Origin of the sequence: Arthrobacter sp. ok362, from assembly GCF_900102785.1 — a bacterium.
Taxonomy (GTDB): Bacteria; Actinomycetota; Actinomycetes; order Actinomycetales; family Micrococcaceae; genus Arthrobacter.
In genome coordinates this window covers 107,522-131,222 of the sequence record NZ_FNGC01000013.1, presented here as the reverse complement: position 1 = coordinate 131,222, position 23,701 = coordinate 107,522, and the positions used below count along the sequence as shown (strand labels likewise).

Annotated in this window: 18 protein-coding genes; 2 read left to right on the top strand and 16 right to left on the bottom strand. The window is 68.0% G+C overall.

Annotated features, from left to right (window positions below):
- Positions 1-832: HNH endonuclease signature motif containing protein (locus BLQ10_RS17130; protein ID WP_139164269.1), on the top strand; the 832-nt coding region annotated here is incomplete at its 5' end.
- A gap of 214 nt (positions 833-1,046) precedes the next feature.
- Here the strand turns inward: BLQ10_RS17130 and BLQ10_RS17125 are convergent.
- The 4 genes from BLQ10_RS17125 to BLQ10_RS17115 form a co-directional block, all read right to left on the bottom strand.
- Positions 1,047-2,816, bottom strand: a complete 1,770-nt coding sequence (locus tag BLQ10_RS17125; protein WP_254785636.1) for a gamma-glutamyltransferase family protein — start codon at positions 2,814-2,816, stop codon at positions 1,047-1,049.
- A 106-nt stretch (positions 2,817-2,922) separates the two neighbouring features.
- On the bottom strand, positions 2,923-3,051 hold the full coding sequence (locus BLQ10_RS22980) for an MFS transporter small subunit (RefSeq protein WP_302847335.1): 129 nt from the start codon (positions 3,049-3,051) through the stop codon (positions 2,923-2,925).
- A gap of 1 nt (position 3,052) precedes the next feature.
- Positions 3,053-4,447 carry an OFA family MFS transporter gene (locus BLQ10_RS17120; RefSeq protein WP_091564114.1) on the bottom strand — a complete coding sequence of 465 codons (1,395 nt, stop codon included), beginning with the start codon at positions 4,445-4,447 and terminating at the stop codon, positions 3,053-3,055.
- 220 nt (positions 4,448-4,667) lie between these two features.
- Positions 4,668-7,169 (bottom strand): Tex family protein, encoded by a 2,502-nt coding sequence (locus BLQ10_RS17115; protein ID WP_254785633.1) that lies wholly within the window; start codon positions 7,167-7,169, stop codon positions 4,668-4,670.
- A 144-nt stretch (positions 7,170-7,313) separates the two neighbouring features.
- On the opposite strand from BLQ10_RS17115, the gene BLQ10_RS17110 reads away from it, so the two are divergent.
- Positions 7,314-10,988: a TM0106 family RecB-like putative nuclease gene (locus BLQ10_RS17110; protein WP_091564113.1), complete on the top strand. Its 3,675-nt coding sequence runs from the start codon at positions 7,314-7,316 to the stop codon at positions 10,986-10,988.
- Between the two features lie 282 nt (positions 10,989-11,270).
- On the opposite strand, the gene BLQ10_RS17105 is transcribed toward BLQ10_RS17110, so the two are convergent.
- From BLQ10_RS17105 to BLQ10_RS17055, 12 genes are all read right to left on the bottom strand, one after another.
- Positions 11,271-12,104, bottom strand: coding sequence for a triose-phosphate isomerase family protein (locus BLQ10_RS17105; protein ID WP_091564112.1), 834 nt, complete (start codon positions 12,102-12,104; stop codon positions 11,271-11,273).
- 92 nt (positions 12,105-12,196) lie between these two features.
- Positions 12,197-13,546 (bottom strand): MFS transporter, encoded by a 1,350-nt coding sequence (locus tag BLQ10_RS17100; protein ID WP_091564110.1) that lies wholly within the window; start codon positions 13,544-13,546, stop codon positions 12,197-12,199.
- A 132-nt stretch (positions 13,547-13,678) separates the two neighbouring features.
- Complete coding sequence (locus BLQ10_RS22975) at positions 13,679-13,807, bottom strand: hypothetical protein (protein WP_302847334.1); 129 nt, start codon at positions 13,805-13,807, stop codon at positions 13,679-13,681.
- Positions 13,808-13,819: 12 nt separating this feature from the next.
- Complete coding sequence (locus BLQ10_RS17095; RefSeq protein ID WP_091564109.1) at positions 13,820-14,587, bottom strand: SDR family NAD(P)-dependent oxidoreductase; 768 nt, start codon at positions 14,585-14,587, stop codon at positions 13,820-13,822.
- 36 nt (positions 14,588-14,623) lie between these two features.
- Positions 14,624-15,610, bottom strand: a complete 987-nt coding sequence (locus BLQ10_RS17090; RefSeq protein ID WP_091564107.1) for a 3-hydroxyacyl-CoA dehydrogenase family protein — start codon at positions 15,608-15,610, stop codon at positions 14,624-14,626.
- 2 nt (positions 15,611-15,612) lie between these two features.
- Complete coding sequence (locus tag BLQ10_RS17085; protein WP_091564106.1) at positions 15,613-16,095, bottom strand: ribose-5-phosphate isomerase; 483 nt, start codon at positions 16,093-16,095, stop codon at positions 15,613-15,615.
- Positions 16,092-17,864 carry a dihydroxyacetone kinase subunit DhaL gene (gene dhaL, locus BLQ10_RS17080; RefSeq protein WP_091564104.1) on the bottom strand — a complete coding sequence of 591 codons (1,773 nt, stop codon included), beginning with the start codon at positions 17,862-17,864 and terminating at the stop codon, positions 16,092-16,094. Before dhaL ends, BLQ10_RS17085 begins: the two co-directional genes overlap by 4 nt.
- 108 nt (positions 17,865-17,972) lie before the next feature.
- Positions 17,973-18,977, bottom strand: a complete 1,005-nt coding sequence (locus tag BLQ10_RS17075) for a sugar phosphate isomerase/epimerase family protein (RefSeq protein WP_091564102.1) — start codon at positions 18,975-18,977, stop codon at positions 17,973-17,975.
- 78 nt (positions 18,978-19,055) lie between these two features.
- Positions 19,056-20,252 (bottom strand): 2-hydroxyacid dehydrogenase, encoded by a 1,197-nt coding sequence (locus BLQ10_RS17070; RefSeq protein ID WP_091564100.1) that lies wholly within the window; start codon positions 20,250-20,252, stop codon positions 19,056-19,058.
- Complete coding sequence (locus BLQ10_RS17065) at positions 20,249-21,589, bottom strand: MFS transporter (protein ID WP_254785632.1); 1,341 nt, start codon at positions 21,587-21,589, stop codon at positions 20,249-20,251. Before BLQ10_RS17065 ends, BLQ10_RS17070 begins: the two co-directional genes overlap by 4 nt.
- A 159-nt stretch (positions 21,590-21,748) precedes the next feature.
- A complete protein-coding gene (locus tag BLQ10_RS17060; protein ID WP_091564097.1) occupies positions 21,749-22,459 on the bottom strand; it encodes a GntR family transcriptional regulator in 711 nt (236 codons plus the stop codon).
- A 123-nt stretch (positions 22,460-22,582) separates the two neighbouring features.
- Positions 22,583-23,653: an alkene reductase gene (locus BLQ10_RS17055; RefSeq protein WP_091564095.1), complete on the bottom strand. Its 1,071-nt coding sequence runs from the start codon at positions 23,651-23,653 to the stop codon at positions 22,583-22,585.
- Positions 23,654-23,701: the final 48 nt, after the last annotated feature.

Below are 23,701 nucleotides of genomic sequence, written 5' to 3'. Positions count from 1 at the left end.
CACCACCGGTCAGGCTTCGGTCAGTGCTGCCGCCGCCCGCGTAACGGCCTGCGTGTCCCGTGCTGCCGAGGAGCCGGCGGGGGCGGGCGCGTCGGGTGCCATCCCCGCTCCGGAGGATCCGCCCGGCCCCGGTGATGGGACCGCCGCCCGGGACGAGGACCCCGAGCTGCCGGTCCTGGACCTGCGCTCCCGGCCGCAGAAGTTGCTCGACGGCCTGGTCGGCGCCTGCAAGCTCGCACTCGCCGCCGGAACCCTGCCGGCCGCGGGCGGCCTCCGTCCCCAGGTCATGGTGACCATCGACTACCGGGACCTGCTCACCCGGCTCCAGGACAGCACCGGCGCCACGCCAGAGACCATCCCCGCAGGCTTCCGCCGGTCACCCGGCCCGGCGGGCACCGGGGCGCTGCTGTTCACCGGTTCCGTCACCGCCTCCACCGTCCGCAAGATCGCCTGCGACGCGGACATCATCCCGGTCCTCCTCGGCGGCGAGGGACGGATCCTGGACGTCGGCCGGGCCTCCAGGATCTTCCCGCCCCACATCCGCAAGGCACTCATCGCCCGCGACCAGGGCTGCGCCTTTCCCGGCTGCACCATCCCCGCACCCTGGTGCGAGGCCCACCACATCACCTACTGGTCCCGCGGCGGGACCACCGGAACGGACAACGGCACCCTGCTCTGCACGCACCACCACCACCTGATCCACAAGGAGCAATGGACCATCCAGCTCCGCAGCGGGATCCCCTGGTTCATCCCACCGCCCCACATAGACCCGCGCCAGAAGCCACGACGCAACCACTACTTCCACCCCGGCGAACTCGCCCCGGCCGCATAGACCCGGCCGCATAACCGCAATGGCGCTGCCAGCCGCGAAACCAAGGTCGCCTCTGAAGCCACACGCGTTCTGCCACGATCTAACTACCCGTAAAACTCACTGCGAACGCACCGCGAACGAGGGGGCTGAACATGCTCAACCGCTTCGCTTCTACGCCAATCCGATCCTCCGGGCACAGGCACAGGAGGTTCCGCCCATGTAGCGCATTCACCCACTACCGGCCCGCGGCGTACCCCTGCGCACCGCGCGGATTCGCGGCAGCCTGCAGGACCCCCGTTTCAGGATCGCGCACGACGGCGGACAGCCGCCCCAGCGCCCAGTCACCTGCCCGGGTGACAACATGCCCGCGGCGCTCCAGACCCGCGATGACGTCCTCACCGAGCCGGTCCTCGACGACGGCGCCGCCGGGCTCCCAGGTGCGCGGCCAGAACGACCCGGGCATCGACGTCGTATGGAACGTCGGAGCGTCGATGGCCTGCTGCGGCGAGTACCCGCCCACGATGGTCCGCAGCAAGTACGGCAGCTGCCACTGGTCCTGCTGGTCGCCGCCGGGCGAACCCAGCGCGGCCACGGCATGGCCGTCCCGCAGCACGAGAGTCGGCGTCAAGGTGGTGCGCGGGCGTTTGCCGGGCGCCAGCGTGGACGGCGTGCCGGGCTCCAGCCAGGTCATCTGCAGCCGGGTACCCAGGCAGAAGCCCAGCTCCGGGATCGCCGGGGAGGACTGCAGCCAGCCTCCGGACGGAGTGGCCGACACCATGTTTCCCCAGCGGTCCACGACGTCGATATGGCACGTATCGCCGCGAGTCTCCCCCGCGGGTGTCACGGTGGGCTCGCCGACGCCGAGTCCGGCCGCGGAGGCATTCCCCGCGAGCGCCGGCGGCGTGTAATCGGTGCGCAGCGGTGGCAGGTAGGGCTCCCGCCCGGGCACGGTGCCGGGCCGGAAGTCGCGGGAGGCCCAGTCCGTCATCAAGGCCCGGCGGCCGGCACAGTATTCCTCCGACAGCAGGCAGGCCAGCGGAACGTCCGTGTCGCCGTAGTACGCCTCCCGGTCCGCGAGCGCGAGCTTCTGCGCTTCCAGGATGGTGTGCGCCCCCAATTCAGTGGACGGATCAAGGTAACGGTCCTCGAACCCGGACAGGATGGCCAGGGTCTGCAGCAGTGCCGGCCCCTGGCCCCAAGGTCCGGTCTTGGCGATCGTATGGCCCCGGAACTCCACAGTGGCGGCCGCCTCGCACCCGGCCTCGAACTCCGCCAGATCCGCCAGGGCCAGCACCCCGCGGTGGTCCGTGCCCGAGGAATGCCGGTGCGGGACCTGAACCGAATCCACCATGGCGCGGGCCACGAAACCTTGGCGCCACTCGCGCCGGGCCGCATCAATCCGGGTCTCGCGCGAGGAAGCCCCGCGGGAGGAAACAGCAGAACCGGCCTCCACGAGCCGTTCCAGCGTCCGGGCGTACGCCGGATTCCGCACCAGCTCACCCTCAGCGGGGATCCGGCCGCCGGGCATCCACAGCTCAGCCGACGTGGGCCAATGCGTCTGGAACAGCGCGGCCACGGCCGCGATGGTGGTGCCGACCCGGCCCAGCATCGGGTGGCCGTCCCGCGCGTAGCCAATCGCGAAGTCCAGCACCGCCTCCAGCTCCCACGTCCCGTGGTCACGCAGCAGCAGGAGCCAGGCGTCGACGGCGGCAGGCACCGCAGCGGCCAGGGCGCCCGAGCCCGGAACGAGGTCCAGTCCTTCGGCAAGGTAGTGCTCTACGGTGGCCCCGGCCGGCGCCGGGCCCTGCCCCATCAGGACTATCGGCTGGTCCGGCCGGTCCGCGGTGACGAAGATCCCGGTCATGTCTCCGCCGGGCCCGTTGAGGTGCGGCTCCACCACATGGAGCACGAACGCTCCCGCCACCGCGGCGTCAAAGGCGTTGCCGCCGCGCTCCAGCACCGCCTGGGCGGCCGCCGTCGAGAGCCAGTGCGTGGAAGCGCTCATCCCGAAGGTGCCGCGCAGCGTGGGGCGGGTAGTGAATGGCTCCGGCCTGGTGAACGGCACCCGAGCCGTGCGCGGGCGGTCACCGGAGACTTCTGTAACCACCGCGTCAGCCAAACAGGGCCGCCACCCGGGTGAGCGTCTCGTAAACGCCATAGGCGAGCGGTACGCCGACCAGCGCCCACGCGATGACCAACTTTCCGGTGGACGGTGTCACCGAACTCTGGGCAGTACTCATCTCAGGCCTCCAAGGCAGGTTCTTCGGACCGGACGCCGCCGGGACGGGGTTCGTGGAATCGCGCGTCCACCGGCGAGACCAGCAGGTTCGCAACGAAACCAATCACCAACAGCCCCACCATGGTCAGCAAGGCCGGCTGGTAGGACGCGGCGTTGAGCGCGCCGGGCTTGCCCTGCGCGTCCAGGAAAGCATTGACGATCAACGGACCCGCGACGCCGGCCGCGGACCAGGCCGTCAGGAGACGGCCGTGGATGGCGCCCACCTGGAACGTGCCGAAGAGGTCGCGCAGGTAGGCGGGGGCGGTCGCGAACCCGCCGCCGTAGAAGGAGATGATGACGAACGCGAGGGCCACGTAGAGGACAGTCGTCGTCGAACCGGCCAGCGCCAGCACGGTGTAGAGCAGCGCACCGACGCCGAGGAAGACCATGTAGATGCGCTTGCGGCCGGTGACATCGGAGGTCGCGGACCAGGCAAAGCGGCCCGACATGTTGCCGATCGACAGCAGCCCCACGAAGCCGGCGGCCACAGCGGCGCTGGCCAGGGAGGTGCCGTCGGGCTGGCGGAAGAAGTCCTGGATCATCGGGGCGGCCTGTTCAAGGATGCCGATGCCTGCCGTTACATTGCAGAACAAGGCGATCCAGACGAGCCAGAACTGTCTGGTCTTGACCGCGTTCTTGGCGGAGACGTTGTCCGTGGTGACCAGCGCGGCGGCCCTCACCTTGGCGGGGTCGAAGCCTGCCGGCTTCCAGCCCTCGGCGGGAACTTTGATGGTGAAGGCACCGAACATCATGTAGGCCAGGTAGACGACGGCGAGGGTCAGGAAAAGCTTGCCCACAGACTCGCCGCTGGCCACCCAGCCCGTGGCGCCGGAGTTGGGATCGTACATCTTGAGCAGTGCCGTGGAGACTGGGCTGGCGATCAGGGCGCCGCCGCCGAACCCCATGATGGCCATGCCGGTGGCGAGTCCGGGCCGGTCCGGGAACCATTTGATCAGGGTGGAGACCGGGGAGATGTACCCGATCCCGAGGCCAATGCCGCCGACGACGCCGTAGCCGAGGTAGACGAGCCAGAGCTGGTGGCTGAAGATGCCCAGCGAACCGATCAGGAAGCCGCTGGCCCAGAACGCGGCGGAGGTAAACATCGCCTTCCTGGGCCCGTTCTTGTCCACCCAGGTGCCCATGATGGCGGCCGAGAGGCCCAGCATCACGATCGCGATGGAGAAGATCACGCCGACCTCGGTCAGGCTCGCGCCGAAGTGCTTCACCAGCGCGGTCTTGTAGACGCTCGTCGCGTAGGCCTGGCCGATGCACAGGTGCACGGCGAGGGCTGCTGGGGGTACGAGCCACCGGTTGAATCCCGGCGGGGCGATGGTTCGTTCGCGGTCCAGCCAGCCCATAAATGCTCCCCTGCTCGTCAACGACATCGGTGTGTCCAGCACACATTGAAGCAACGGTCCTCTGCCAGGGGCCTCTGACAGAGCTTCCGGCAGAGGACCGTTGCCTCCGGCAATCATGGTGCATGATCGTCAGCAAACGTACTATTTATGCGCCAAGCGGTAGGAAATCCGCGACGAACGGTAGGCGCGGTGCGCCAGGGGCAACCGCGCCCCGGGAGCGCTACTTGCCCAGGCCTGCCTTCCGGAGCGCCTCGGCCATCGCCGTGTTGACGGGCGACGGCGTGGGCGTCGACTTCTGCGGTTGCCTGGCCCGCGTCCGCCGGTCGGGCGCCGGCTGCCCGGACGGCTGCTTCGACGGCGCCTGCGACGCCGACTGGCGCGGACGTTCCGGCCGCGAGGCTGAAAGTCCGCCGTCCCCACGTCCGCCGGATGCTGCCGGTTCGTCGTCGAGCCTCAGCGTCAGCGAGATGCGCTTCCGCTCCGGATCCGCTTCCAGCACCTTGACCCGGACCACCTGCCCGGATTTGACCACCTCGCGGGGATCGGCGACGAACCGGTTGGCCAGGGCCGACACGTGCACGAGCCCGTCCTGGTGCACCCCGACGTCGACGAACGCACCGAACGCCGCCACGTTGGTCACGGTGCCCTCCAGCACCATGCCCGGCCGCAGGTCCGAGATCTTCTCGATGCCCTCCGAGAACGCTGCCGCGGCGAAGGCCGGACGCGGGTCACGGCCCGGTTTCTCGAGTTCGGCGATGATGTCCTGCACCGTAGGCAGGCCGAAGGAGCCGTCCACGAAGTCCTGCGGGTTCAGCGCCGCGTAGCCACCCGCGGCCGGCGCCTTCCCGGCGGCCGCCTTGATTTTCCGGGCCACCGGGTAGGCCTCCGGGTGCACGCTGGAGGCATCCAGCGGCTCCGCTCCCCCGGTGATCCGCAGGAAGCCGGCACACTGCTCGAAGGCCTTGGCGCCGAGCCGCGGGACCTTCTTCAGTTCGCTGCGCTTGTTGAAGGGGCCGTGCTCGTTCCGGTACGCCACGATGTTCTCGCTCAGCAGCGGCCCGACGCCGGCCACCCGGCTGAGCAGTGCGGGCGAGGCGGTGTTGACGTCCACGCCCACCGCGTTCACGCAGTCCTCGACGACGGCGTCCAGGCTGCGGTCCAGCTTCGCGGCCGTGACGTCGTGCTGGTACTGCCCGACGCCGATTGACTTCGGCTCGATCTTCACCAGCTCCGCGAGCGGGTCCTGCAGCCGCCGGGCGATCGAGACGGCGCCGCGCAAGGACACGTCCATGCCCGGCAGCTCGGCCGCGGCGAGCGCCGACGCCGAATACACCGATGCTCCGGCCTCGGACACCACGATCTTCTGCGGTTTGGCGTCTGGCCCGGACGAGAGCTGTTTCAGCAGTTCGGCGGCGAGCTTGTCCGTCTCCCGTGACGCCGTGCCGTTGCCGATCGCGACAAGTTCGACGCCGTGCTTCTTGGCCAAGGCCACGAGCGTCCGCAGCGCCTCGTCCCATTTCCGGGCCGGTGCGTGCGGGTAGACGGTGTCCGTCGCGACCACCTTGCCGGTGCCATCCACCACCGCGACCTTGACGCCGGTGCGCAGTCCCGGGTCCAGGCCCAGGGTGGCGCGGTTCCCGGCCGGCGCGGCCAGCAGCACGTCCCGCAGGTTCGCGGCGAACACGCGCACGGCCTCGTCCTCGGCGGCGGCGAACATCCGGCTCCGCAGATCAGCTGTCAGCCGGGCCAGCACGCGTGAGCGCCAGGCCAGCTGCGCGGTCTGCAGCAGCCAGGCGTCGGCGGCCCGGCCACGGTCGGCAACCCCAAGGAACCTCGCCACAGCGGCTTCGTACCGGCCGCGCGCGGCGGTGAGGGCGGCGTCGTCGTTCGGTTCAGCCTCGGCGAGATCCAGCTCCAGCGCCCCGTCCTTCTCACCGCGCAGCAGCGCCAGCACGCGGTGCGAGGGCATCCCGGCCGGCTGCTGGGAGAACTCGAAGTAGTCCTTGAACTTCTGGCCCTCGGCTTCCTTGCCCTTCTTCACGCGGGACACCATCCGGCCCTGGGTCCACAGCCGCTCCCGGAGTGTGGCGGCCAGGTCGGCATCCTGGGCGACGCGTTCCACCAGGATGGAGCGGGCACCGGCGAGCGCCGCGGCCGGGTCCCCGATCGAGTGGTCGGCGTTGAGGTACTTGGCCGCTTCGCGGTCCGGGTCCAGCTCCGGGCGCTTGAGCAGGGCATCGGCGAGCGGCTCCAGTCCGGCTTCGCGGGCGATCTGCGCCTTGGTGCGGCGCTTGGTTTTGAACGGGAGGTAGATGTCCTCCAGCCGGGATTTGGTGTCGGCACCGACGACGGCGACCTGCAGTTCCGGGGTCAGGGCACCCTGCGCGGCAATCGCGTCGAGGATGCTCCGGCGTCGGTCCTCGAGCTCGCGCAGGTAGCGCAGCCGCTCCTCCAGCTCGCGGAGCTGGGTATCGTCCAGCGTTCCGGTTGCTTCCTTCCGGTAGCGGGCGATGAACGGCACGGTGGACCCGGCGTCGAGCAGGTCCACGGCGGCCTTGACCTGCCAGGCCTGCACGCCGAGTTCGGCGGCGATCTGGGCGGCGACGCCGGACTCCTGCGTGTACGGCGGCCCGGTCTGTGGTGAGCCGATCCTCGGCGAAGGGCCGGAGGCGGGCGAGGCGGGTGAGGCGGGGCGCTGCGGGTGTTGGGTCACCCAAACCATTTTGCCCTACGCCGCGAATGAGGGGGCGGCCGGACTGCCGGGTTAGATTGTCGGTGGCCTTTGATAGCTTGGCAATAGGACCATCTACGGCAGCGAATTTACTCAAGCGGATCTAAGCAAGCGGAGCCAATCAACGGGGGCACAGTGTTTTTTCTTGAACCGGAAGTAGCCGGTACCGCGCAGGACCTGGTCTTCTCCGCGAGCGACCTCGTCACGGCCGCCAGCTGCGAGTACCAGCTGCTGCGGAAGCTCGACGAGAAGCTGGGCCGCTCCGCCAAGGCTGTCTTCGAAGACGATGAGATGCTCAAGCACGCAGCGGTGTTGGGTGACCTGCACGAGCGCAAGGTCCTCGACAGATTCGTCGAGGAGTTTGGCCACTGGGATCCGGCCACCGGACACGGCGTGTACGACGTCGTCCCGGCCGAGGCCATGGACCGCGCCACCCTTGCGGCTAAGCATCGGGAATCCATCGACGCCCTGCGCTCCGGCGCCGATGTTGTCTTCCAGGCCGCCTTCTTCGACGGCCAGTTCCATGGCCGCTCCGATTTCCTGGTCCGGCAGGCCGACGGCAGCTACGCCGTGTTCGACACCAAACTCGCCCGCCACGCGAAGGTGACAGCCCTGCTCCAGCTTGCCGCCTACGGGGACCAGTTGCTGAAGGCCGGGATTGCTCCGGACCCGGCTGTGACCCTGGTCCTTGGGGCCACCGTCCAGCTCCCGGGCGGCGGCTTCGACTACGTCCGCAGCCACCACAAACTTTCGGAGATCCTGCCGGTCTTCCGCGAGCGGCGGGACCGCTTCCTGGCTTTGACCTCCTCGCATCTGGCGCAGCCCGGCGCAGTGCAGTGGGGCGCGGTGCAGTGGGAGGCCGCCGGCATCACCGCGTGCGGCCGCTGCGACTACTGCCAGGAGCAGGTCACGGCTACCGACGACCTGCTGCTCGTCGCCCGAATGAATTCGGCACAGCGCAAGAAACTGCACGAGCGCGGCATCTATTCGGTCACGGACTTGGCGCGGGCCAGCCTTCCGATGGCGAACGCAGCGCTCCTGCGCCTGCAGGCCCAGGCCCGGATGCAGAGCGGTATCGGTGGCGCGGATGGTGAGGTCCGGTTCCCCAAGGACGGCCAAGAGCACAGCATCCGCTTTGGGGTCATTCCGGAAAACACACTGGCTGAGCTGCCCCCGCCCAGCGACGGCGACATTTTCTTCGACTTCGAGGGCGATCCGCTGTGGCAGGAAGAGGCCACCGGAGTCTGGGGACTGGAGTACTTGTTCGGCGTCATCGAAGCACCGACGGGACCCGGCGTCCCCGGGGTTTTCAGGCCGTTCTGGGCGCACAGCCGGGAGGCGGAGAAACAGGCCTTCCTCGATTTCCTCGACTATGTGGAAAAGCGCCGTCGGGACTACCCGGACATGCACGTCTACCACTACGCCGCCTATGAGAAGACGGCGCTCCGGAAACTCTCCGTCATGCACGTTGCCGGCGAAGACACCGTGGACAGCTGGCTGCGCGACGGGCTCTTGGTGGACCTGTACCAGACCGTCCGGAACAGCATCCGGATCTCGGAGAACTCTTACAGCATCAAGAAACTTGAGCCGCTCTACATGGGGACGAATCTTCGCTCCGGGGATGTGAAAGACGCCGGCGCCTCCGTGGTTGCCTACGCCCACTACTGCGACGCACGTGACAATGAGCGGCCCGATGAAGCGGCCACAATCCTCGCAGGGATCTCCGACTACAACGAATACGATTGCCTCTCCACACTGGAGCTCCGGAACTGGCTCCTGGGCCTGGCACAGGAGCGCGGGATCGAGCCGGGAGGCGGCGTCGCGGTCGGAGACAATGTCGCGCCCTCTGCCGCGTTCAACGCCGCAGACATCAGCGCGGGCTCCGGGCCGGCTTCCGCTGAACTGGACCCGCTCGAACTGGACCCGCTCGAACTGGACCCCCTGGAAGCGGCGCTGGCCGAACTGGCGGGACCCGGCGTCGGACTTACCGAGGACGACCGGAAGGCCCTCTCGATGCTGGCGGCGGCGGTCAGCTATCACCGGCGGGAGCGCAAGGCGTTCTGGTGGGCGCACTTCGACCGTTGCGAGAATGGCCCCGACACCCATCGCCAGCAGGACCGCAACGTCTTTCTCGTCGAGGACGCCGAGGTTCTTGAGGACTGGTGGAAGGATGGCGCCAAGCTTCCGGAGCGGAGGGTGAAGCTGATCGGCACCGTAAGCCCCGGCTCGGACCTGCGTGAAGGCACCACGTGGTTCCGCATGTATGAGCCGCCGCTTCCGGCCGGGCTCGAGGGCACAGGCATCAACGGGACCGGGCGCAACGGCTGGTTCGGCACCGAGGTTCTGGAGCTGGGCCACGAGGATGGCAAGGACACCGTCATCATCCGGGACAAGCTCCGCAAGAACATCGAACCCTATAACCAGGTCCCCGTCGCGCTGACCGAAGACCAGCCCATCCAGACCAAGAGCCTCGAGGAGGCGCTGGCGGCCCTGGCTGCCGGCGTCACCTCGGCGTTGCGGGCCAGGCCGTCCGCGTTCCCGCATCACCCGGCCCTGGATCTGGTCCGGCGGGTTCCGCCGCGGCTTGCCTCCGGCGCGCCGCTGCCCGCGCCCGGAGACGGACCGGACCGGTATATCGACGCCATCACCGAGGCCGTCGCGGCCCTGGACCACTCCTACGTGGCGGTGCAGGGTCCTCCCGGGACCGGCAAAACCCATGTGGGCTCACACGTGATCGCCCGGCTCGTGGCCCGCGGCTGGAAAATCGGGGTCGTCGGCCAGTCCCATGCGGTGGTGGAGAACCTGCTGAAGACGGCAGTAACCAAGGCCGGCGTCGATCCCTCCGTGGTCGCCAAGGATGTGAAACACGCGGAGCCGCTTCCGTGGGAGCAGCGTTCGGCGCAGGATGTGGCCCGCCTGCTCGGCTCGCCCGGCGGGGCGCTGGTCGGCGGCACGGCGTGGACCATGACGGGAGCAAATGTCCCGGCCGGGTCGCTGGATCTGCTGGTGATCGACGAGGCCGGGCAGTTCTCCTTGGCCAACACCCTTGCCGTGGCCCAGGCAAGCAGCCGGCTGCTCCTGCTCGGGGATCCCCAGCAGCTGCCACAGGTCAGCCAGGGCGCACACCCCGAACCGGTGGACGAGTCAGCTCTGGGCTGGGTTTCCGCCGGTCATGCCACGCTTCCGCCGGAGCTTGGCTATTTCCTGGCCGACTCGTGGCGGATGACCTCGGAGCTGTGCCGGGCCGTCTCCGAGCTCTCCTATGAGGGCAAGCTGCGCTCCGCCCCGGCTGCTGACCTCCGGAGGCTCGATGGACTTCCTGCCGGAATCGAGACCGTCATGGTGGAGCACAGCGGCAACATCACGTCGTCGGCCGAGGAGGCCGCCGAAGTGGTCCGTCAGGTGAAACGGCATCTGGGGCTGAGCTGGCATTCGGAGGAGGGCACCGGCCCGCTCGACGCCGCCGACATCCTGGTGGTGGCGGCCTACAACGCCCAGGTCAACGTGATCCGCGACGCTCTGGACACCGCGAATCTCGCCAGCGTGCGGGTTGGGACCGTGGATAAGTTCCAGGGTCAGGAGTCCGCGGCGGTGATTGTGTCCATGGCGTGTTCGGCGGTGGCCGAGGCTCCGCGGGGCATGGAGTTCCTGCTCTCGCGCAACCGGATCAATGTGGCGGTCTCCCGCGGCCAGTGGCGGGCGGTGATCGTCCGCGCGCCAGAACTGACGAACTACCTGCCCGCGCATCCGGAGGGCATGGAACAGTTGGGCGGGTTCATCGGCCTGTGCCAGCGGTCGGTGGCGTCCTGAGCTTTGCCCGCCCGCCCGCGGGACATGCCCATTTTTAGATGCCCACCGTGGGCACAAGGGCATCCTGCCCACTGTCCACGACCAAGGCTGGACATGCCCCACGCTGGTTCAAACCCTCCCGCGGGACATGCCCATTCTTAGGCGCCCACAGTGGGCACAAGGGCATCCTGCCCACTGTTCACGACCACGGCTGGACATGGCCCCACGCTGGTTCAAACCCTCCCGCGGGACATGCCCACTCTTAGACACCCGCAGTGGGCACAAGGGCATCCTGCCCACTGTTCATGACCAAGGCTGGACATGTCCCATGGTGGCTGGTTCCGGCGCGGGGAGGCCTTCGGCCAGCAGGAGTGCCTCATCCAGCACCGCGCCGAAGTTCGCGGGGTCGTGCGCAAACCGGCCCAGGAACAGGCCCGAGACGCCCTCCAGCGTTGGCAGCAGTCCGGGCTTGGCCGAACCCCCGTAGATGACCGGCAGCCTTGGCGCGCCGGCGACGCTGAGCTGCGCCCGGAGTCGCTGGACGACGTCGGACACGTACGCGGCGGCGGCGGGCTCGGCCGCGCCGATGGCCCAGACGGGTTCGTAGGCGATGGTGAGCCGCCCGGCGAGCTCCCAGTCGCCGTCGACGGCCGACTCGATCTGGCGGTACACAAAGTCCGCGGCGGCGGAGGGCTCCCCGCGCTCAGTCTCCCCCACACACAGCAGCGGCATGAGCCCGGCATCGTCCGCGGCCCGGACTTTGAGGGCCACCATGGCATCGTCCTCGTTGAAATGCCGCCGGCGTTCGGCATGGCCGATCTCCACGAGCCGGACGCCGAGTTCCGCGAGCATGGACGGGGCCACCTCCCCGGTCCAGGGCCCGTCCGCCCAGCCGCAGTTCTGCGCCCCGAGCACCAGTGGCGAACCGGCCAGGAGCCGGGACGCCGCGGGCAGGACAGGGAAGGACGGGATGACAAACGGGACAACCCGCCCGGCCGCGAGGGCCGGACGGGTGTCCACTTCGTGCCGCAGCCGCTCCAACCAGTCCAGGCTGTCCCGGTAGCCGAGGTACATCTTGGTGCTGACCCCCACCAGGATCTGGTTGCTGGAGGTCTGGCTGCCGGGAATCTGCTGCATTTGTTGGTGCTTTCTGCTGAGGCCCGGCCCCGGATCGCTCCGGGGCCGGGCCATCCAGTTGATGGGCGCTGGAAGGCGGGGGCTGGGAGGCCTTACTGTTCCAGCAGCTCGTCGGCCTTGTTCTTGAAGCGGCGGGTCGCGAACATCATGGCTGCTGCCAGGAATGGGAGCACGCCGAGGGCGTAGACGCCCATGGTTCCCGTGTCCGAGGCGGTCATCTGGTTAACCGAGGTCCGCAGGATCGGCGCGACGAAGCCGCCGAGGTTTCCGAGCGAGTTGATCAGGCCGATCCCCGCGGCCGCGGCCGTACCGGTCAGGAACGCCGTCGGGTACGACCAGGCGATGGGGCCGATGGAAAGGAAGGAGCACACGGCGAGGGTGATGAAGATGATGCCGAGTGCCGGAATGTGGTTTGCGCCGGCCCACGCGGAGCCGAAGATGCAGAGCCCCGTGGAGACGAACAGCCCGGTGCCCCAGACCCGGCGGCGGACCACCGTGTTGGCGGCCTTGCCGATGAAGTAGCAGGCGAAGATGCCGAAGAACCACGGGATGGCTGCCATCAGGCCGACGGCGATGCCCACCTTTTGCCCGGTCAGCTGGGCCACCTGCTGCGGCAGGTAGAACGTAACGCCGTAGACGGCGATCTGCAGGCAGAAGTAGATGACGGTGAAGTACCAGACCTTGCCGTTCTTCATGGCGGCCAGGACGCCGCGCGGCCCGGATTCTTCCTTGACGGTGTCCTCCAGCGCCATGACCTCCAGGAGCGCGTTCTTCTCGTCCTTGGCCAGGAACTTGGCGTCCTGCGGGCTGTTGATCAGGAAGAAGTACGCGGCGATGCCGGCGATGACCGCCAGCATGCCCTCGACGAAGAACATGACCTGCCAGCCCTGGACGCCGGGCACCTGGTCGCCGATGTTGATCAGCCAGCCGGAGAGCGGTGCGCCCAGCATCTGGGAGAACGGCTGGGCCAGGTAGAAGATGGCGAACATCTTGACGCGGACCTTATTCGGGAACCAGGCCGCCAGGAACATGATGACGCCGGGGAACAGCCCGGCCTCGGTGACACCCAGCAGGAACCGCAGGATGATGAAGGAAGTCTCGCCCTGCACGAACGCGAAGCAGGCGGAGACGATTCCCCACGTGATGGCGATGCGGGCCAGCCACACCTTGGCGCCGAATTTCGTCAGGAGCAGGTTGCTCGGGATTTCGAACAGGGCGTAGCCGATGAAGAAAATACCGGCACCGAGGGCGAATGCGCCGGCACTAATGCCCTTGTCCACTCCCAGCGCCGCCTCAGAAAAGCCCACGTTGGTGCGGTCCAGGAAGGCGACCACGTACAGGATCACCAGCATGGGCATAAGCCGGCGGGAGGCCTTGGAGATGGCCGATTTAAGGACCGGTGTCTCCAGTAGGTCCCGGGTGGACGTTGTTGTTACGGACATCAAAAACTCCTCGTCGAGCAATCAGTGGTGTAACTCAGTGGGTGGATCAGTTGCGTGGAGAACGGCCGGATCCGGCCAGGCCAGCCGGGCCAAGCCAGGCAGGCCAGGCCGGATCCGGCCGGGAATAACTTTCTAGCGTGAAAAAACCATCATCAGAACGCCGGCCAGGCAGGCCAGGATCCCGACGGCGAGGTAGATCTTCCGTCCCTTGCTCCAGGCTGCGAATCCGGAGGCGGCGGTGGTTTGGCTGTGTTGTGCCACGATGCTTCTTCCTTAGTGCATGTAGAGTCCGCCATCCACATTCAGCGTCTGGCCGGAGATGTATCCGGCGTCCTCGCTGATGAGGAAGGCGATGGCTGCTGCGATGTCCCGGGTGGAGCCAACGCGGTTGACCACGAGGTCTTTCGTGAGTTCGTCCTTGCGCTCCTCACTGAGGGTGCCGCCCATGATGTCGGTGTCGATGGGGCCCGGTGAGATGGCGTTGACCGTGATGTCGTATTCGCCCAGTTCGCGGGCCGTTGCCCGGGTCAGGCCGATCACTCCGGCCTTCGCCACCGAGTACGGCGTCTTGGAGAACGTGCCGCCGCCACGCTGCGCGGAGACGGAGGAGATGTTCACGATGCGCCCGATCCTGTTCTTCACCATGGATTCTGCGACGCGGCGCGTGGCGTAGTGGACGCCGTTGAGGTTGATGTTGAGCACGCGGTCCCATTCGGCGGCGTCGAGCTCCAGGTAGGGAACCGGCGAGCTGACGCCGGCCACGTTGGCAAGGGCGACGATCTGCGGCAACTCCGCCTCGATGGCGTCGATTGCCGCCCGGACCGAGCCTTCGTCGGACACGTTGGCACCGGCGCCGAACGCCTTGACGCCGTACTCGGCGGCCAGTTCCTTGGCCGCCGCCTTGCAGCGTGCGTCATCGAGATCGATGATGCCGATGTTCCAGCCCTGTCCCGCCAGGTAGCTGGCGGTGGCGCGGCCGATGCCTCGCTCGGACACTGCGCCGGTGATGATGGCAGTGCGTTCTGCGGGGAAAGTGCTCATGGGAATGCTCCTGAAGTGAAAGTGGCGGGTGCGGACTCAGTTAATGGGGGCGGGGCCGAGCTCGTCGATGAGCTTCTGCATGGCCACGTATGCCTTGTTCCGGTAGGCGATCAGTTCCGGCGTGCGCTCCGCCGGGACGTTGAGGAAGCCCGCTCCGGTCTTGGTGCCCAGCTTTCCGGCCTCCACCAGCTCGGTGAGGATCTTCGGAGTGGCGAACCGTTCCGGGAAATCGGTCTGGAGGGACTTGTAGCAGAAGTTGTAGACGTCCAGTCCGGCCATGTCGGCGATCGCGAAGGGGCCGAAGAACGGCAGCCTGAAGCCGAAGGTGGTGCGGACCAGGGTGTCGACGTCCTCCGCGGTCGCGATCTCCTGCTCCACCAGTTGGGCGGCTTCGTGGAACAGCGCGTACTGGAGCCGGTTGAGCACGAATCCGGTGACGTCCTTGACGACGGCGGTCTGCTTGTTGGCCGCGTGCACGAGATCGCGGACGGTGCCGACCGTTGCCGCCGAGGTGCCGGCGTGCGGGATGATTTCCACACCCGGGATGAACGGGGACGGGTTGGAGAAGTGCACGCCCAGGAAGCGTTCCGGGTTGGTGACCGGCTCGGACAGGTCCGCGATGGAGATCGTGGACGTGTTGGAGCCGATGATGGCGTCCGGCCGGGCTGCCGCGCTGATGCGGGCCAGGGTCTGGTGCTTGATCTCGATGACCTCGGGAACGGCTTCTTCGATGAAGTCCGCGTCCGCCACGGCTTCCTCGATGTCCTTGGCGGCCCAGAGGTTTTCCTTCAGGATGGCGGTCGAGCCTGCCGGGAAGAGCCCCGCGGCAACGAAGTCGTCGGATTCGGCCAGGAGCCGCTCGTAGTTCTTCTGCGCCACTTCGGCGGACACATCCGCGAGCGCAACCTTGGCGCCGCCGAGCGCCAGGACCTGCGCGATCCCACCGCCCATGTAGCCGGAGCCGACGACGGCGATCTTCCGGGCGGCGTTGATGGCGGCTGCGGTAGCTGTTGATTCGGTCATGTTCAGACTGCCTTCGTGTATTCGGGTTCGTACGAGCAGATGGCGTCCACCTTCGCGGCGGAGGAGGAGTTTTCATCGAAGCGGTGGCTCAGCCATTCGCCCACGAGCTTCTTGGCGAGTTCCAGGCCGATGACGCGCTGCCCCAAGGTGAGGACCTGGGCGTTGTTGCTCAGCACCGAGCGTTCCACGGAGTAGCTGTCGTGGGCGGTGACGGCCCGGATGCCGGGGACCTTGTTGGCCGCGATCGCCACGCCCAGGCCGGTGCCGCAGATCAGCAGCGCCCGGTCGGCCTGGCCCCCGGCGACTTTGCGGGCCGCGTCAACAGCCACGTGCGGATAGGCGGTGGAGTCCTCCGGGCCGACGCCGACGTCCAGCACGGAGGCCACTCGGGGGTCCGCTTCGAGGAGTGCCTTCAGGGCGTTCTTGTATTCGACGCCGGCCTCATCGTTGCCGACGACGATGCGCCAGCCTGTTGTTGTGCTCATGCTTTTGCTCCTTGTTCCGCCGGCTCGGAGTTAGCGAGCCGGGTTCCTGTGCTGGAAGTATCGGTGTGTGCAGAAATCCGCGTGGCGATGAGTGCGAAGGACACCGCGCCGGGGTCGGGGTGGCCGAGGCTCTTCTCGGCGAGCGGGCGGGCCCGGCCTTTGAGCGGACGCAACCCGGACGTCCCATCCGCGGCGGCAGTGGCGGCTTCCGCTGCCGCGGCGAGGGAACCGGCCACCGTTGTGCCGGCGTCGAAGGCGGTGAGGAAGGCGTCCCGGAACGGCACGAGGGCATCCACCATGGTCTTGTCGCCCAATTCGGCCTTGCCGAGCTCGGTGATCGCGTCCACGAAGGCCGTGACCGCGGCGGCTGCGTCCTCGCCGCTGTAGCTGTCCTGGTTGCCCAGGGCCTGTCCGGCGGCGATGATCGCCGAGCCCCAGAGCGCGCCCGAGGTGCCGCCGGCGCGTTCGCTCCAGGCTTCCCCCGCGGCGGTCAGGATGCGCGACGGCGAGGCGCCGTCGTCGTTCGACGCTGCCTGCCCGGCCGCGGTGACTGCCGCGTCCACGCCGCGGCGCATGCCGATCCCGTGGTCGCCGTCGCCGGCGATGGCATCGAGCCGGCCCAGTTCTTCCTCATGCTCAACGATCACGTCGCGCGTCTGGCCGAGCAGGTCGGCCGCCAGCCGGCCGATTGCTGCCGCCGCTGCGGTGGCGCGCTCGACGTCGCCGGTTTCGGCGGCTTCCGGACCGGCGAGTTCGCGGCGGGCGCGGGGCGCCAGGTTTCCCTTTCGGAACGCCGGGGTGTCCGCCGGTGCGGCCCAGTACTGCTCGAGTTCCTCGTCCAGCCACAGCAGGGTCAGGGAAAGTCCGGACATGTCCAGGCTGGTGACGAGTTCGCCGCATTCGGGCTCCACCACGGTGAGCCCGGCGGCGGTGAGAAGCTTCTCGATCTTGCCGAACAGCAGGAAGAGTTCGTCGTACTTGACCGTGCCAAGGCCGTTGACGATTGCGACCACCCGGGTGCCGGCGTCGTCCGGTTTGTCGGCAAGGAGCCGGCTGACCAGGAGGTCGGCCAGTTCGGAGGCGGTGGGCATGGGGTGATCGGAGATGCCTGGTTCGCCGTGGATGCCCAAACCGAGGGACATGTGCCCCGCGGGAACCGTGAACAGCGGTGCCTCCGCGCCGGGCAGGGTGCAGCCGTCGAAGGCCACGCCGAGGGACCGGGTGCGGTAGTTGGTCCGGATGGCCAGCCGTTCGACGTCGTCCAGGCTCAGCCCCGCCTCCGCGGCGGCTCCGGCGATCTTGAAGACTGTCAGGTCCCCGGCGATGCCGCGGCGCTTCTCCATCTGGTCCAGCGGGGCACTGGCGATGTCGTCGGTGACCAGGACCGTGCGGGTTTCAATGCCTTCGGCGTTGAGGCGCAGCTGGGCCTGGCCGAAGTGCAGGACGTCGCCGGCGTAATTGCCGTAGCTCAGCAGCACGCCGCCGCCGGCGCTGGCCGCCTTGGCCACGCGGTAGACCTGGCCGGCCGCGGGCGAGGCGAACATGTTGCCGCAGGCCGAGGCGGTGGCCAGTCCCGGGCCGACGAGGCCGGCGAAGGCCGGGTAGTGCCCGGAGCCGCCGCCGACCACCAGGGCAACCTGCCCGGCCGGGACCTCGGTGGAGCGGACGACGCCGCCGTCGACACGGGCCACGTAGCCGCGGTTGGCCGCAACGAAGCCGTCCAGTGCCTCATCCGCGAAATCAGCGGGATTGTCGAAGATCTGGGTCATGGTTCCTCATTGAATCCGTGTTGGAGAAGTATTGCTGGGAATCTGGGGTGGTGCGGCCGCCCCCAAATGGCTTGACGGCCGCACCAGGCACGGGTGTCAGGCGCCGGGTCAGACGCTGGCGAGCGCCGTGGCTGCGGGCAGCTGCCGGCCCTGTGCCACCTGGCTCTGGCCGAGGGCGTAGCCGTCGGTCTTCGGCAGGACCTGGCGGCGGAGGTAGTCCTGGTTGCTGGCCGTAACGCTGAGGCCGTCGCCGCCGTAGTGCTCGGTGCAGAGGATGCCCTGGAAGCCAACGGAAAGCGCGACCTTGAACGCCTCGCGGTAGTTGATGAGGCCGCTTTCCATTGGGGCCGGCATCGCGACGTAGGTGTCCCGGGCCACGTCCTCGTCGCGGATGTAGTTCTTCATGTGCCAGTAGTTGGAGTACGGCAGGGTCTTGGCGACCATTTCGCGCCAGTCCTCAATCGGGCGGTGCAGCCGGATGAGGTTGCCGATGTCGGGGTTGATGCCGACGTTGGCCAGGCCGATGTCCTGGACCAGTTGGACGGAAGAATCCGCGGTGCCGAGGTACGTGTCCTCGTACATTTCGAGCGAGAGCAGGACGCCGACCTCGGCCGCGTGCTGGCCGAGTTCCCGGAGGCGGCTCACGGCTTTGCCCCAGGTTTCCTTATCCCCCACCGGGTCCTTGTATCCTTCGACGGTCCAGAACCACAGCTGCTTCTGCTGCTCGGCGGTGATGGCCTGGTGCAGGCCGAACGAGACAACCTCGCAGCCAAGCTCGGCGGCGGCGTCGATGGTGCGGTGGCTGTACGCCAGGTTGGCTTCCCAATTGCCTTCCTCGATCACGCTGCGGCGGATGGCCGAGATGACGGGGATGCCGATGCCCACGTTGTCCGCGGTCTGCTTGAACTCGGCAAGGCGAGCGGAGCTCAGGTCGCCGGGGCGGACCCAGCTGTCCGTGAGGTCGGCGTCGGCAAAGCCGGCTTCCTTGACCTCGGTGAGGACCTCGGCCCAGGCGGAGGCATCGGCGTCGTTGATGTGGTTACCCTGCGCGTCGGTTCCCGGGAACTGCAGGAGCGCTGCGGTGATGGGCCAGTTTTCGGCTGTGTAGGCCATGGGGGTCACTCCTTCGTGGAATCCTGTTTCCTATAGGATTTACTATCTGGAGGGATGTTGTCAAGGTCACATCCCGGGTTACGCGCGCTTCGCCGCAAAAGCCGCGGTTGCGAAGACCTCCGGATTCAGGACGCTGGCAGGGCGCTCCGCCGCCGCGACGGCAAGTATCGAGGCAATGGCACTGGCCGCAACATCCCGGGTGAAATCCTCGGTCCAGCACAGGGAATGCGGGGACAGCACCACGTTGTCCAAGGTCAGCAGCTCGTCGTCGGGAAGCAAGGGTTCGGGCTCAAAGACGTCCAGTCCGGCGCCTGCGATCCGGCCGTCGCGCAGGGCGTCCCGGAGGGCATCCGTGTCCACCAGCTTTCCGCGGCCGATGTTGATCAGGTAGGCGCTGGGCTTCATCCGGGCCAGCGCGGCGGCGTTGATCAGCTTTTCGGTTGCCGGGGTCAGCGCGGCGCAAAGCACAACGTAGTCCGAGCGCTCCAGGAGCTCGTTCAGGCCCAGCAATTCAACGCCGAGCCCGGCGGCCTCCGCGTGGCGGCCGCTGCGGTTGTTGCCCACCACGTTCATCCCGAGCGGGGCCAGCAGGCGGGCAAGCTCAGCGCCCACGCTGCCAAAGCCCACGATGCCGACCGTCTGCCCCACCAGCGGCGCGCCGCGGTAGTGCTCGCGCTGCGCCCAGTCCGAGGTCCGGGTCAGCCGGTCCTTGGCCAGGAGCTTGTGCGAGAGCGCCAGGAGCAGCGTCAGCCCTGCCACCGCCAGCGGCCGGCGGATGGCATCCGGGGTGTTGGTGACAACGACGCCGGCGCGGGTGCAGGCGTCCAAGTCGATGGTTTCGTAGCCGGCCCCGAACCGGGCGATCAGCCTCAGGTCCGGGGCGTGGTCCACGGTGCGTGAATCGAAGGCGATGTGCCCCAGCGACAGCACGGCGTGGACCCCGGCGAGGTCGGGCAGCGGAACCGGGTCTGTGTAGCTGGGCAGGACGCGCCAGCTGATGCCGTTCTCGCTGAGCCGCTGCAGGCCCAGGTCCCCGTGGATGGAGCTTCCGTCGGGCCGCGCAGCGTCGGCCGTGACGGCGACGGTGAACGGCGACCGGGTGGTGCCGGCCGGGGTTGTTTCCGCCGGGGTGGTGCCGGCCGCCGGGGCGGGGGCGGCCGGGGTGGTGCCGGCCGGGGTGGTGCCGGCCGGGGCGGCCGCCGGGGCGGTTCCCGCCGGGGCGGCCGCCCAGTTGGCGACCGCCGTCGTCGTCAATGCGTTTGTTGCTGTGCTCATGCGTCGGTTCGGCTTTCTGTCTGCATTACTGCGGTCTTGTCCTTGATGGGTTCGCGGACCAGCACGGTGTAAGCCACGGCGGCAAGGGCCGCGATGATGCCGCCGATGACGAACGACGGCGCGTAGGAACCGGTGGCGTCGGCGATCACGCCGGTCAGCAGCGGAGCAAAGGCGCCGCCGAAGTAGCCGCCGAAGTTCTGGATGGCACCGACCGAGGCAACCTGGGAGTTGTCCACGATGTCGCCGGGCATGGCCCAGGCGGCTGCCTGCATGGTGGCAACGAAGCCCAGCGCCACGGTCATGACACCGATGGCGAGCGGGAGGGAATCCACGAACGGGATGAGGCAGATGAGGATGCCGGCGGTGATGGCGGCGACGGACATCACGTGGCGCTTGGCCAGCAGCGGATCGCGGCCCGCCTTCTTGGAGTAGCGCGTCATGACCCAGCCGCCGGTGATTCCGAGGATGGCTGCGCCGAGGTACGGGACAGCCGCGAGCCAGCCGGAGCTGGCGATGCTGGCACCGCGTTCTTCCTGCAGGTAGAGCGGCAGGAAGACGATGAAGATGTTCCAGATCCAAATGACGCAGAAGAAGCCGGCCATCATGCCCCAGATTTGGCGGTGCTTGAAGAGTCCGAGCCAGGAGACTTTCTTGGCCGTCAGCAGCTGGGTGGTGCGCTGGCTTTCGATGTAGTCCAGTTCCTTCGCGCTGATGCGCTTGTGCTCTTCGGGGGCGCGGTAGTACAGGAAGAAGGCCAGGGCCAGCACGAGGCCCGCGACGCCGAGGAAGAGGAAGATGGCCTGCCAGCCGAAGGCGAGCATGATGGCGGTCAGGATGGGCGGGGCGATGGCCGGTCCCCATTTGGAACCGCTGTCCCAGATGGCGGTGGCCTGCCCGCGTTCGGCCCGGGGGAACCAGTCAGCGGTGAGCTTGGCCGATGCCGGCCCGTTGGGGGCTTCGGCGACGCCGAGCAGGAAGCGGAACGTGATGAACTGCCACATCTTGCCGCCGATGGCCATCAGCGCCGTCGCGATGCTCCAGCCCGCGATTGCCAGGAAGTACATCCGGCGGGCGCCAAGCTTGTCCACAAGCCAGCCGGCGGGCAGCTGGGCAAATGCGTAGGTCCAGGAGAAGACGGTGCCCAGGAGGCCAATGTCCGTCCGGGTCATGCCGAAGTCTTTGATCAGTTGCGGCGCGGCAATGGAGATCGCGCTCCGGTCCATGTAGTTGATGATGCCGGCGGCTAGCGCCCAGCCGAGGATCCACCAGCGCAGATTCTTAATGGTGCGGCGTGTTGCGGATTCCTTGGGCCCTGCGGCCAAAGTTTCTGTTTGCACTCTTCACTCCCTCGTGACTCCCAATGCCGGCACCGTAGCCGTCACAATCGAAGATCCTATAGGCTCTTCGATCGAATTGTGAAGAGGGTCACAAAAAAGTTATTGCGGGGTCCGCTGCGGCTGCCTGCGGAAGCAGGCGGCTGCCCTCCGGAGGGAGACTTATTCTGCGGGAGCGTCCGCGATGGCGCGGCCGCGCACCTTCTGCACGTGCTCGGCCATGGCGGCTGCGGCCTTCTCCGGATCGCCCGAGGAAAGCGCGTCCAGGACCGCTTGGTGCTCGGCGATCGCCTGTTCCGCGTCCGTGATGCCCACGCCGCCGAACAGGCGGAAACGCTGGACCTGCCCGCCGAGGGCGGCATAGGCGGCCACCATGAACTGGTTGCCGGTCTGCTCCGCGATCAACCGGTGGAAGCGCTCATCGGCTTCCAGATAGTCGCGGTATTCGGCAAACGACGGGCCCCGCGGCGCCTTCTTGAGGTCCGCGACGGCCCTGACCAGCTCGGCATGGTGCGCCGGCGTCTGCCGGGCGCACGCCAAACGGGCATTCACGGGCTCGATGGCAAGCCGCGCTTCCATGAGTTCGGCGAAGTCCTCCTGGGTGAACATCGGCGCAACCCGGTAGCCTTTGAGCGCGACGCGGCGAACCATTCCGGTGTGTTCGAGCCGGGCAAGCGCTTCGCGCACCGGCGTGGGGGAAACATCGAGCTCGCGGGCCGTTCCATCGATGCTCACGGCGGCCCCGGGCTCGAGCCGTCCGTCCATCAGCGACGCCAGAAGCTCTTCGTAGACGTGGTCGGCGAGGACCTGGCGGCTGACGGGACGGCCCGCGTAGTGGCCCTCAGGGCGACTCCCGGAGGAAGCTAGTTGCATGTTCAGATCCTATAGGACGGGGACATGCCCATTCTTTAATGCAAAGAGTGGGCAGAACGGTGTTCTGCCCACTCTTTGTTGCCACCGCTGGACATGTCCAGCGGTGGAGGTGCCGCCCCTGCGCTAGTTCTGGTAGGCCGGGTAGTCCGTGTAGCCCTCGGCGCCGTCGGTGTAGAACGTGGCCGGATTCGCCTCGTTGACCGGCAGGCCCTCGCGCCAGCGGCGGACCAGGTCCGGGTTGGCGATGGCGGGACGTCCGACGACGACGGCGTCAGCGTGGCCGTCTGCGACCAGGGCGGTCGCCTCGTCGCGCGTGGTGACGATGCCGAAGCCGGTGTTGACCAGGAACGTTCCGTTGAAGCGTGCGCGCAGGTCCTGGACCAATTCGCTGGCGGGGTCCTTGTGCAGGACGCTGAGGTAGGCCAGCTTCAGCGGAGCCAGGGCGTCCACGAGGTGGCCGTAGGTGGCCCGGACGTCCGCTGCGTCGAGTTCGAGGGCACCCTGGACATTGTGCTCCGGGGAGATGCGGATGCCGACGCGGTCCGCGCCAATGGCGTCCACCACGGCCTGGGTAACTTCGATCACGAAACGCGCCCGGTTCTCCGGGGAGCCGCCGTAGACGTCGTCGCGCTGGTTGGCGGCCGGAGTGAGGAACTCGTGCAGCAGGTAACCGTTGGCCGAGTGAAGTTCGACGCCGTCGAAACCTGCCTCTACCGCCTTGCGGGAGGCCGTCACGAATTCCTCGACGATGCCCGGCAGTTCCTCGGCGGTCAGGGCGTGCGGTACGGGGAACGCCTTCTTGCCCTCGTACGTGCGGGTCTCGCCGTCGATGGCAATGGCACTGGGCGCGACCACTTCATAGCCACCGGTGGTGTCCTCGTGGGTGACCCGGCCGGCGTGCATGACCTGGGCGAAGATCCGGCCGCCCTCAGCGTGCACGGCGGCTGTAACGTTGGCCCAGCCCGCGAGCTGCTCGTCGGTCACGAGCCCGGGCTGGCCCGGGAAGCCTCGGCCTGCGTGGCTGGGGTACGTGCCCTCACTGACGATCAGGCCGAGCGAGGCGCGCTGACGGTAGTGTTCGACCACCAGCGGGCCGGGGATTCCTTCGTTGCCCGAGCGTACGCGGGTAAGCGGCGCCATCACGAGTCGGTTGGGTAGTTCCAGCTCGCCGAGGGTCATCGGGGAAAACAGCATGCGCAGTTCCTTTCACAATGGATTGGTTCATTGGCGGTAACTGAACAG